This window comes from Kineococcus auxinigenes, assembly GCF_050871525.1.
Classification (GTDB): domain Bacteria; phylum Actinomycetota; class Actinomycetes; order Actinomycetales; family Kineococcaceae; genus Kineococcus.
This window is the reverse complement of sequence record NZ_JBKBCT010000034.1, coordinates 1-11,194: the sequence shown is the minus strand read 5'-3', so window position 1 is coordinate 11,194 and position 11,194 is coordinate 1. Positions and strand designations below refer to the sequence as shown.

Sequence of the window (11,194 nt, the reverse complement as noted above, 5' to 3'; positions counted from 1 at the left end):
CCGGGCGTGACGGTGTCGGCCGCGGGAGCGCGCACCGCGCCGGACCACCTCGCGCGCATCGCCGAGGTGCACGCCGGCGACGCCGTCGCGAAGGTCGGGTACCCCGTCGGCCTGCGCGAGCTGGAGGTGCTGCGCGTGCAGCGGCTCGGCTCCGCCCTGGTGCGGGTGACCCTCGGCGGCCCCGGTGCCCGGGGTTTCGCCAGCCACGTCCCCGAGGAGCACGTGCGGCTGGTGCTCCCCGACGAGCACGGGGTGCTGCGCCTGCCCGAGCGCGACGGGCCGTCCCTGCGGTGGCCGCGCCCGCTGCCGGTGTCGCGCGAGTACACCGTGCGCCGGCACGACCCGGCGACCGGGGAGCTCGACGTCGACCTCGTCCTGCACCCGGGCGGGGTGGCCTCGGGGTGGGCCGCGTCCACCCGCCCGGGGGACCGGGTGCACGTCGCCGGCCCGCCCGGCGGCGTCGTGGTCCCCGCCGCCCACGGGCGGTACCTGTTCGCCGGCGACCTCACCGCGCTGCCGCAGATCGCCCGCTACCTCCAGGCGCTGCCGCGCACCGCGACCGGCTGGGCGTTCGTCGAGGTCGCCGACGCCTCCGAGGAGGTCGAGCTGACCGCCCCCGAGGGCTTCGAGGTGCGCTGGGTGCACCGCGGCGACGTTCCGCCCGGGCACGGCGACGCGCTGGAACGGGCGGTGCGCGCCGTGCCGCTGCCGGACGGGCGGCGCACGTTCGTGTGGATCGCCGGCGAGGCCGGCGTCCTGAAACCCCTGCGCCGCTGGGCGCGCCACGAGCTCGGCGTGCCCGCGGGCGACTGCCGCCTCACCGGCTACTGGAAGCGCGGCGTCGCCGACTTCGACGACGAGCACTGAGCAGTCCCGACGAGCACCGGGCAGGCGCCGCCCCCGGTGCGCACCGACCCCACCCCTGATGAGGAGAACCGTGCGATCGTCCACCCCGCCCTCCCCGCAGCGCCCCGCCCGGCGCGCGGTCCTCGCGGGAGCGTCCGGCTCCGCGCTGCTGGCGCTCGCCGCCTGCTCCGGCGACGGCCGGGCCGCGCAGCCCAGCCCCGCCGCGTCCACCTCGACCGCGCCCGCGCCGCGGACCATCACCACCGAGCAGGGCGCCGTCGAGGTCCCCGGTGACCCGCAGCGCATCGTCGTGCTCAGCGGCGGCCTGGCGGGGTACCTGTTCGCCCTGGACGCCCCCGTGGTCGCCACCGACACCCGCGTCCTGGGCATCACCGACCTCGAGGGCGGTTTCCCGCCGGCCTGGTCGGACGAGGCCACCGCGCAGGGCACCACCGCGCTGCCCGCCGGCGAGGAGCTGAACATCGAGGCCGTCGCGGCCGCCGACCCGGACCTCATCATCGGCGGTGGTCAGGGCATCACCGCCGTCCAGGCGCAGGAGGCGTACGAGGAGCTCGCCGCGCTCGCCCCCACCGTCCTGGTGCCCGCCACCACGACCGGCTGGCAGGAGCAGCTGGAACTGGTGGCGGAGGCCACCGGTCGCACCGACGGCGTCGACGCCCTCGTCGACGCCTACGACGCGAAGGTCGAGCAGGTGCGCTCGTCGATCACCGTCCCGGACGGGAGCGCGGTGTTCCTCCTGTCGCTGCCCGTCGGCGAGCCGTACCTGGTCCCGGCCGGCGCGGCGCTGCCCGCGCTGGCCGAGGAGGTCGGGTTCACCCCGGACGACGTGGTGACCAAGGCCGGCAACCCCGCCCTGTACGGCAGCGGCGACTCGTTCGAGGTGAGCCCGGAACTGCTCGCCCGGGTCGCCGACGCCCCCACCGCCTTCGTGGTCGCCCTCGGCGGCCCCGGCGTCGAGGAGCTCGCGCAGGACCCGGTGTACGCGGCGCTGCCGGCGTTCCGGAACGGGCAGGTGCACGAGCTGCCCGCGACGAGCTACCGGCCCGACCACGACGGTGCGGTGGACGCCCTGGAGGCCATCGCCGCCGAGTTCGGCGCGTGAGGAGTCCCCGGTGGGGCGGGGTGCGGGGTGGGGCGCGCGGCCGTAGCGTCGGGCCCGACCCGCCCGGACGATGGAGGAGACGACGTGCCCGCAGTCCCGAACCTGGCCCTGCACGACGGGGTGGAGATCCCGCAGCTCGGTCTGGGGGTGTGGCAGGTCCCGCAGGAGCAGACCGCCGAGGTGGTCCTCACCGCCCTCGGCGCCGGCTACCGGCACGTCGACACCGCCGCCGGGTACGGCAACGAGGCCGGCGTCGGCGACGCGCTGCGCGTGACCGACGTGCCCCGCGAGGAGGTGTTCATCACCACCAAGCTGCCCAACGAGCGGCACGGCCGCGACGCCACGCTGCGCACCTTCGACGAGAGCATGGCCAAGCTCCAGCTGGAGTACCTGGACCTGTACCTCATCCACTGGCCCACCCAGCGCGACGACTACGTCGAGACCTGGAAGGCGTTCGAGGAGCTGCACCGCGACGGGCGCATCCGCACCATCGGCGTCTCCAACTTCCAGAAGACCCACCTGCGCAAGCTCATGGACGAGACGGAGATCGTCCCCACCGTGAACCAGGTGGAGCTGCACCCGTACCTCGTGCAGGAGGACCTGCGCGCCTTCCACGCCGAGCACGGCATCGCCACCGAGGCGTGGAGCCCCCTGGCGCGCGGCGGGGAACTGCTCTCCGACCCCGTCGTCACCCGCATCGCCGCCGAGACCGGCCGCGAACCCGCACAGGTCGTCGTCCGCTGGCACCTGCAGCTGGGCAACGTCGTCATCCCCAAGTCGGTGACCCCGGCGCGCATCGCGAGCAACATCGACGTGTTCGGCTTCACCCTCAGCGACGAGCAGGTCGCCGCCCTGAGCGCCCTGAACCGCGACCAGCGCACCGGCCCCGACCCCGACACCTTCGGCTGACGTGACCCGGCACGGGCTGGCCGCCGCCACCCTGCTGCCCTCGCGCCCCGACCCGGACCTGGACCGCTTCGCCCGCCTGGCGACCGTCGCGCTGCGCACGCCCGTGGGCCTGGTGTCCATGGTCAGCGCCGAGGAGCAGGTGCTCCCCGGGGCCGTCGGCCTGCCCGAGCCGTGGCAGAGCCGGCGCGCCACGCCGCTGACGCACTCGCTGTGCCGGCACGTGGTGACCTCCGGCGGCACCTTCACCGTCGCCGACGCCCGCGAGGACCCGCTGACCGCGGGCTCCCTGGCCATCCCCGACCTGGGGGTGGTCGCCTACGCCGGGGCGCCCGTGCGGCTGGCCGACCCCGCCTCCGGGGAACCGGCCGGCGCGCACGACCCCGTCGTCGGCGTGCTGTGCGCCATCGACGACCAGCCGCGCAGCTGGAGCCCCGAGCAGGTCGCGGTCCTGGAGGACCTGGCCGCCGCCTGCTCGGCGGAGCTGAGCCTGCGGGTGGTGCAGGAGCGCCAGCAGCTGCTGCTGGCGCTGGCCGAGAGCCTCGTGGGAGCCCGCTCGGTGCCCGAGGTGGACGCCGCCGTCACGGCCGTGACCCGCGCCCAGCTCGGCGGGGCCCGCTCGCTGCTGCTGGTGGGCACCCGCCTCGAGCAGGGCTCGCCCGCCGCGGCCGCCGCCCGCGAGCGCCGCCCCCTGCTGTTCACCGACCGCGCCGAGCTGGACGACGCCTTCCCGCCGCCCGCCGCGCCCCGGACGCCCGAGCGCGCCGCGGGCCCCGGCGCCAGCGCGTTCCTGCCGCTGGCCGCCGCCGGGCAGCCGCTCGGCGTCCTGGCGCTGCTGTGGCCGGACGCGCGCCCCGGGCTGCGGGCGGAGGAGGAGGTGTGGGGCGCCCTGGCCCGCTTCACCGCCCAGGCCGTGCACCGCGCCCAGCTGGAGGAGCGGCACCGCTCGCACGCCGAGGTCCTCCAGCGCTCCCTGCTGCCCACGCTGCCGCACGTGGACTCGCTGCGCACCGTCGGCCGCTACGTGCCCGCCGCCCGCGAGGAGCAGGTGGGCGGCGACTGGTACGACGCGGTGGTGCTGCCCGACGGGGCCCTGAGCCTGGTCGTCGGCGACGTCGCCGGCCACGAAGCGCGGGCCGCCGGGACGATGGGGCAGGTGCGCGGGCTGCTGCGCGCCTTCGCCTGGGACCGCCCCGAGCCGCCCACGGGCGTGGTCGCCCGCCTGGACCGCGCGCTGCTGGGCCTGGGCGTCGACGCCCTCGCCACCCTCGTGCTGGCCCGCGTCGAGCAGGACGCCGCCGGCGCCGCCCGCGGTGCGCGGCGGTTGCGCTGGACGAACGCCGGGCACCCCCCGCCCGTGCTGCTGCGGCCCGACGGCAGCACCGAGCTGCTGCGCACCCCGCCGGACCTGCTCGTGGGGCTGCTCGGCGACGCCGAGCGGCACGACCACGACGTGGACGTCCCCGACGGCTCGGTGCTGCTGCTGTACACCGACGGGCTCATCGAGCAGCGCGGCCGCAGCCTGGCCGGCGGCCTGGAGCGGGTGCGCGCGGCCCTGACCCGGCTGCACCGGCTGCCGCTGGAGGACCTGCTCGACGAGCTGCTGGCCGAGCTCGTCGGCACCCGCGGCGAGGACGACTGCGCCCTGCTGGCCGTGGCGTTCGACCCGCAGCCGCCCGGCTGAGCGCTCAGCGCCCCCCGCGCTCGGCGGTGCGCAGGTCCACCACGCGCCGGCCACCGGTGCGCACCCGGCCGCCGCGCGCGCCCGGCTCGCCCTTGGCGGACTTCGCCTCGTACATCGCCGCGTCGGCCTCCTGCAGCACCCGCTGCGCGTCCGCGCCCCGCTGCGCGATGGACAGGCCCACGCTGATGCCCACGGGGAAGCTCCACCCCGCCACCGGGAACGGCTCGGCCATCGCCGCGACGATCCGCTCGGCGACCGCCTCGGCGGCCGAGGGGTCCGGCAGGTCCGGGCACACCACGGCGAACTCGTCGCCGCCGATGCGCGCCACCGTGTCGCCGGGGCGCACCGCTGCGCTCAGCCGCTGCGCCACCCCGATGAGGACGTGGTCGCCGGCGGCGTGGCCACCGGTGTCGTTGACGGGCTTGAAGTCGTCCAGGTCGCAGTACAGCAGCGCCACCTGCCGGCCCGAGCGCCCCGCCGCGCCCAGCGCCAGGCGCAACCGGTCCTCCAGCAGCGTGCGGTTGGCCAGGCCGGTCAGCGCGTCGTGCAGCGCGGCCTCGCGCAGGCGGCGCTGCACCAGCCGCCGCTGCGTGACGTCGGCGACCTGCACCACCGCGGCGACCTCGCCGTCGCGGCCGTCCTCGCGGGAGGTGGGCCACGCCGACGCCGCCAGCTCCAGCCACACGTCGCCGTCGCCGTGCTGCACCTCGGCGTGCCAGTGGGCGCTCTGCCCGGCCCGCACCTGCTCCACCATGCCGTGCACGGCCGCCGTGAACGCCTCGCGCTGCTCGTGGTGCACCTGCTGCGACCAGTCCGAGCCGACCGGCACGTCGTGCCCGAGCATCGAGGCCAGCCGGTCGTTGACCCGCGCGACGACCGCGGTGCCGTCGGCGCGCAGCCGCAGCAGCGCCACCCCCAGCAGGGCGTCGTCGAAGGTGCGGCGGAACAGCTCCTCGCGCCGGCCGGCCTCCACCACCGCGCTCTCGCGGGCCCGCACCACCAGCGACATCACCATCGTCACCGCCCCGCAGGTGAACAGCAGCGCCTGCAGCACGCCGGTGCGGGCGTGCAGCGGGAAGCCCGTGTAGGGGCCCAGGCCGGTGCCTGTGCCGGTGGTCGCCACCACCGCCACCACGAGCAGGCACGTCAGGGCCCGGCCCAGCCCGAGGCGCGCCGCGCCCCACAGGACCGGCACCACCACCAGGAACGACCACGCCCCGGAGTCCAGCCGCCAGAACAGCGCCACGGCCACGGCCGCGGACACCGCCATCGCCGCGGCCCACTCGGTGCGCGCGGCGCGGGTGCGCCGGTCCACGGCGCGCGGTGCACCGGCGGGCAGCAGCAGCGGCGCCACCAGCAGCACCCCCAGCAGCTGCGCGGGCGCGTACGCCAGGGCCCCGCCGATCTCCGGCGTGGCGTGCACGAGCACGCTCGCCGCGGCGACACCCGCCGCCGCACCGGCCGCCACCCGCCACGCGTCGCGCGTGGTGCGCATCCGCACCGGCCGCCCGCCCGTCAGCAGGGCCGTCACCGACGCCCCGACGGCGCACTGCAGCGCCTGCGCGCTGGCGAGCACCGCCGCCACCCCGGGGTCCACGCCCAGGACGCGCAGCGCCAGGGCGCTGCCGGCCAGCGTCCCGGCGACGCACCACCACCGCCGGGACGGGCGGCGCACCGCCAGGGCCAGCGCCGCCCCCGCCGCCGGCCACCACACCGCGCCGAGCGGCGCACCGCTGCCCCCCAGCAGCGGGGCCAGGGCGATCAGGGAACCCACGAGCACCGCCGTCGTCACCGCCAGGCGCACGCCCGCCGAGCGGGGGGAGACGGGGCGCCGGGATCCCCTCCGATCCCCGGCGCCGTCCACCTCCCCCTCGCGGGCGAGCTGCGGCCCGTCGTCGTGACGGTGCGTCGTGGTGCTCATGCGCCCTCATCGGCAGGTGCGGGCAGCGGCTTGAGCCCGCCGTCCGGGTGGATCCCCGGGTCTCCCACCCCACGGCGATCATGCGAAGTTGAGCGCTCAACCGTGCATGATCGCGGCGAGGGTGGAGGGACGGGGCGGGCTAGGCTCGAGGCATGGCGGCTGAGGTGCACGAGGGCATCCACGGCGTCCCGATGTCCTGGGAGGACTACCGTGCGCTGGGCGAGGACGTCCGCGGTGAGTACGTGGACGGGGCGTTCATCCCGCGCGGCGTGGTGACGGGGCGCCACCAGCGGATCGCCCGGCGCCTGGCGAACCTGCTGGAGGCCGGGACGGGCCACCAGGTCCACGACGCCTGGGGCTGGAAGCCCGGCCCGGACAAGTACGAGCCGGACGTCATGGTGGTCGAGGCGGGCGCCGCCGTGGACGAAGAGGCCCAGTACTGGGACGGTCCCGTCCTGCTGTGCGTCGAGGTGCTCTCGCCGTCGAACCAGTCGAAGGACTGGGTCCGCAACACCGCCAAGTACGCCCGCCACGGCTGCCCCGAGCACTGGATCGTCTCGCCGTGGGACCACACGGTGTACGTGCACCGCCTCGTCGACGGCGCCTACGAGCTGGACCGGGCCCTGTCCGAGGGCGCCGTCGAGCTGGAGCGCTGGGGGGTCGTCCTGGACGTCGAGGCGCTGTTCGCCTGACCCCGGGCGCGCACCGGGCACGCCCGCGCATCGGCGATCCTGGTGGGGTGAGCACGACGGCCCCGCCCGGCACCCCCCACTCCTCCCACTGGGGGGCGTTCACCGCCACCACCGGCGCCGACGGCCGCGTCACCGTCCACCCCCACCCCGACGACCCCGACCCCTCGCCGCTGCTGGGCAACGTCCCCGTCGCCGCCACGCCCACCGCCCGCGTGCTGCGCCCGCACGTGCGCCGCGGCTGGTGGGAGGACGGCCCCGGCCCGGACGAGCGCCGCGGCGAGGACGAGTTCATCCCCGTGGGCTGGGACGAGGTGCTGGACCGCCTCGCCGCCGAGCTCTCCCGCGTGCTGGGCGAGCACGGCCCCACCGCCGTGTTCGCCGGTTCCTACGGCTGGGCCAGCGCCGGGCGCTTCCACCACGCCCAGAGCCAGATCCACCGCTTCTGGCACTGCCTCGGCGGTGCGGTGCGCTCGTCGTGGACGTACAGCCACGGCGTCGGCGAGGTCCTCGTGCCGCACGTCGTCGGCAGCCAGGAACCCCTCATCTCACCCACGGCGCTGTCCAGCATCGAGGCGCACACCGACCTCGTCCTGGCCTTCGGCGGGCTGCCGGCGAAGAACTCCGAGGTCGCCAGCGGCGGCATCAGCCGCCACGAGATCGCCGGCCGGCTGCGCGGTGCGAAGGCCCGCGGGGCGCAGTTCGTGCTCGTCTCCCCGCTGCGCGACGACCTCGCCGCCGAGCTGGACGCGCAGTGGATCGCCCCCGTGCCCGGCACCGACGCGGCGCTGCTGCTGGCGATGTGCCGGGTGCTGGTCGAGGAGGGCCTGCACGACCCGGGGTTCCTGGAGCGCTGCTGCTCCGGCACCGAGGAGTTCCTCGCCTCCCTCGACGGCGCGGACGACGGGGTGGTGAAGACCCCCGAGTGGGCGGAGGGGATCACCGGCGTGCCCGCCGCCACGATCCGCCGGCTGGCCCGCCGCGCCGCCGCCGGGCGCACCATGGTCACCGTCAGCTGGTCCGTGGCGCGCACCCGCTTCGGTGAGCAGCCGCTGTGGGCGGCGGTCGCGTTCGCCTGCCTGCTCGGGCAGATCGGCCTGCCCGGCGGGGGTTTCGGCCACGGCTACGCCTCCACCGGCGGCGTGGGTCGCCGCTCCGGCCACTACCCGCTGCCCACGCTGCCGCAGTTCGCCGACCCGCTGCGCGTGCGCATCCCCGTCGCCCGCATCGCCGACGCCCTGCTGCACCCCGGTGAGCCGTACGAGGTCGACGGCCGGCACGAGGTCTACCCGCACCTGCGCCTGGTGCACTGGGCCGGCGGCAACCCCTTCCACCACCACCAGGACCTGCAGCGGCTGCGCCGCGCGTTCCGGGCGGCCGAGACCGTCGTGGTGCACGAGCCGTTCTGGACGACGACCGCCCGCCACGCCGACGTCGTCCTGGCCACCACCACCACCCTGGAGCGCGAGGACGTCGGCGCCGCCCGCTACGACGACCGCCTCATCCACATGGGGCGGGTGCACGAGCCCTTGGGCGAGGCCCGCGACGACTACGCGGTGCTGTCCGCGCTCGCCGGGCGCCTGGGCGCCGGCGAGCGGTTCACCGAGGGCCGCACCGCCGCGCAGTGGGTGGAGCACCTGTACGAGCAGTGGCGCACCGGGCCGGCCGCCCGCGCCGGGATCACCGCGCCCCCCCACGCGGAGTTCCGCGCGGCGGGGGAGTTCCCGCTGCCGGACGAACCGGAGGAGAAGGTGATGTTCTCCGCCTTCCGCGCCGACCCGCAGCGGTTCGGGCTGCGCACCCCCAGCGGCCGCATCGAGCTGCACTCCCCGACCGTGGCGGGCTTCGGCTACGACGACTGCCCCGGGCACCCCGTGCACCTGCCCGCCGACGAGACGCCCGACGACGAGTTCCCGCTGTGGCTGGTCGCGAACAACCCCGCCACCCGCCTGCACAGCCAGCTCGACCACGGCGCGCACTCGCAGGCCGGCAAGGTCGCCGGGCGCGAACCGGTGCGGATGCACCCCGGGGACGCCGCCGCGCGCGGCCTGGCCGACGGCCAGGTCGTCGTGCTGCGCAGCCGCCGCGGCAGCTGCCTGGGCGGGCTGGTGCTGTCCCGGGACGTGCGCCCCGGCGTGGTGCAGATGTCCACCGGCGCCTGGTGGGACCCCGTCGCCGGCGCCGAGGCGGGCGTCACGTGCGGCTACGGCAACGTCAACGTCCTGACCCGCGACGTGGGCTCCTCCCGCCTCGCGCAGGCCTGCACCGGCCAGCACGCGGCCGTGCAGGTCGCCGCCCACACGGGCCCCGTGCCGCGGGTGACGGTCTTCGACCAGCCGGGCTCCTCGCACCCCGGCTGAACACGGCGCAGGTCACGGGCCGGATCCACCCGTTCGGCCCAGTGCGTGAGGCATCATGGGACACCCATCCCGGTGCGCGACGCACCGTCGAGGCGCGGAGGTGCCACAGGTGACCGAGGGCTGGCCGGACGACAGGCTGACCTCCGCCTCCGACGTGCCCGCGGTCCTCCGGCACCGCGCGGGCCCGCCCGGGGACGCCGACCGCTACGAGCTGCTCGGCCAGGCCGACGGCGTCGACGAGGCGTGGCACGTCCTGGACCACCGCGCTCCGTCGGGGGAGGCGCTGTTCACCCTCGTCGCCCTGCGGCCCCGGGCCGGCGCGGGCGCGGCAGCCGGTGGGGGTGACCCGGCCGCCGGAGCGGTGGCCGCCGACCCCGCGGCCGTGGAGAGCACCTGGCGCGAGCGCGCCACCGGGCTGGTGCGCGTGCGGCACGAGTGCCTCGCCGCGGTCCTGAGCACCTTCACCGGCCCCGCCCCGCACCCGCCGGGCCGCGCGGCCGGGGCCGAGGGCACCTGGGACTACGCCGTCCTGGAGCAGGCGCCCGGCCGCTCCGTCGCCGACTGGCTGCACGACGACCCCGGCGCCGGCGTCGAGGAGCGCTTCGCCGTGCTGGCCACCACCGCCAGGATCCTGCAGGAGCTGCACCGCGGCACCGACCACTCCCCGCCGCTCGTGCACGGCGACATCACCCCCCGCACGGTGCGCCTGGGGGGCTTCTTCCCCGGCGACGGCGTGCGCCTGGCCGGCCCCAGCCTGGGCGGCCTGCGCCACGGCGCCCCGCACCGCTCCGCCACCGTCTACACCGCGCCGGAGGTGCGCGCGGGCGCCCTGCCGTCCTCGGCGAGCGACGTGTTCAGCTTCGCCGCCACCGCCGTGTTCGTCCTGACCGGGCAGCCGCCGGCCGCGGACCCCGCCGGAGCGCTCGACCCGGGCCTGGTGCGCCGCCAGCTCGCCGCGTCGCCGCACACCGCCGCGCACCCCCACACGGCCGAGCTGCTGCTGCAGGGCCTGTCCCCCGACCCCCGCGAGCGGCCCGACCGCCTGCCCGGCTGGGTCGACGCCGTGCGCGCGCTCGTCGCGCCGGGCCCGGTGCCCCGCGAGCCGGACGGCTGGGAGCGGCCCGTCCCCCCGGTCGCCGCCGCGCACCGGGCCCCGCGGGTGCGCACGCTGCCCCGGCGCCCCGTCGCGGTCGTGGTCGGTGCGCTGGTGCTCGCCACCGCGGGCACGGCCATCGCGATCACCGCCGTGCAGCAGGGCCGGCTGGAGGAGGTGCCCAACCCCGTCGCCATCGTGCAGCCGCGACCCACCGGCGTGCTGCCCACCTCGGCACCGGTCGCGCCCCCGACCTCCGCGCAGGCCCCGGACGCCGGTACGGAACCCGCCGAGGACGGCGACGCGGCCCCCTCGCGGGCACCCGCCGCGACCGGCCGGGCCCCCGCACGCACCGGCGGGACCACCGCCACCGTCCCGGCGGCACCCCCCGCGAGCACGCCGTCCAGCGCTCCCGCGGCCCCGTCGGTGACCGTGCCGACCCCGGCCGGGTCCGCGGGGGGGGGGGGGGCGGGGGGGGGGGGGGGGGGGGGGGGGGGGGGGGGCGGCGCCCGGGCGGGGGGGGGGGGGGGGGGGGGGGGGTCGGGGGGGGGGGGGGGGTGGCACCCCGCGAC

General features: G+C 77.6%; 8 protein-coding genes. 7 read left to right on the top strand and 1 reads right to left on the bottom strand.

Annotation, left to right across the window (positions count from 1 at the left end):
* Positions 1–6 precede the first annotated feature (6 nt).
* The 4 genes from ACRYR9_RS11035 to ACRYR9_RS11020 all read left to right on the top strand — a co-directional run bounded on the left by ACRYR9_RS11035 (position 7) and on the right by ACRYR9_RS11020 (position 4,559).
* Positions 7–867: a siderophore-interacting protein gene (locus ACRYR9_RS11035; RefSeq protein ID WP_432492398.1), complete on the top strand. Its 861-nt coding sequence runs from the start codon at positions 7–9 to the stop codon at positions 865–867.
* Between the two features lie 70 nt (positions 868–937).
* Positions 938–1,969, top strand: a complete 1,032-nt coding sequence (locus ACRYR9_RS11030; RefSeq protein ID WP_432492400.1) for an ABC transporter substrate-binding protein — start codon at positions 938–940, stop codon at positions 1,967–1,969.
* Between the two features lie 84 nt (positions 1,970–2,053).
* Positions 2,054–2,878, top strand: a complete 825-nt coding sequence (locus ACRYR9_RS11025) for an aldo/keto reductase (RefSeq protein ID WP_432492402.1) — start codon at positions 2,054–2,056, stop codon at positions 2,876–2,878.
* Between the two features lies 1 nt (position 2,879).
* Positions 2,880–4,559 carry a GAF domain-containing SpoIIE family protein phosphatase gene (locus ACRYR9_RS11020; RefSeq protein ID WP_432492404.1) on the top strand — a complete coding sequence of 560 codons (1,680 nt, stop codon included), beginning with the start codon at positions 2,880–2,882 and terminating at the stop codon, positions 4,557–4,559.
* Between the two features lie 4 nt (positions 4,560–4,563).
* On the opposite strand, the gene ACRYR9_RS11015 is transcribed toward ACRYR9_RS11020, so the two are convergent.
* On the bottom strand, positions 4,564–6,480 hold the full coding sequence (locus ACRYR9_RS11015) for a diguanylate cyclase domain-containing protein (RefSeq protein ID WP_432492406.1): 1,917 nt from the start codon (positions 6,478–6,480) through the stop codon (positions 4,564–4,566).
* Positions 6,481–6,632: 152 nt separating this feature from the next.
* On the opposite strand from ACRYR9_RS11015, the gene ACRYR9_RS11010 reads away from it, so the two are divergent.
* The 3 genes from ACRYR9_RS11010 to ACRYR9_RS11000 form a co-directional block, all read left to right on the top strand.
* On the top strand, positions 6,633–7,172 hold the full coding sequence (locus ACRYR9_RS11010) for a Uma2 family endonuclease (RefSeq protein WP_432492408.1): 540 nt from the start codon (positions 6,633–6,635) through the stop codon (positions 7,170–7,172).
* 47 nt (positions 7,173–7,219) lie between these two features.
* The gene (locus ACRYR9_RS11005; RefSeq protein WP_432492410.1) at positions 7,220–9,529 is read left to right on the top strand and encodes a molybdopterin-dependent oxidoreductase; all 2,310 of its coding nucleotides are present in this window, start codon (positions 7,220–7,222) and stop codon (positions 9,527–9,529) included.
* Between the two features lie 109 nt (positions 9,530–9,638).
* Positions 9,639–11,194 (top strand): serine/threonine-protein kinase (locus tag ACRYR9_RS11000; RefSeq protein WP_459077413.1); only part of this gene is annotated, 1,556 nt, incomplete at its 3' end.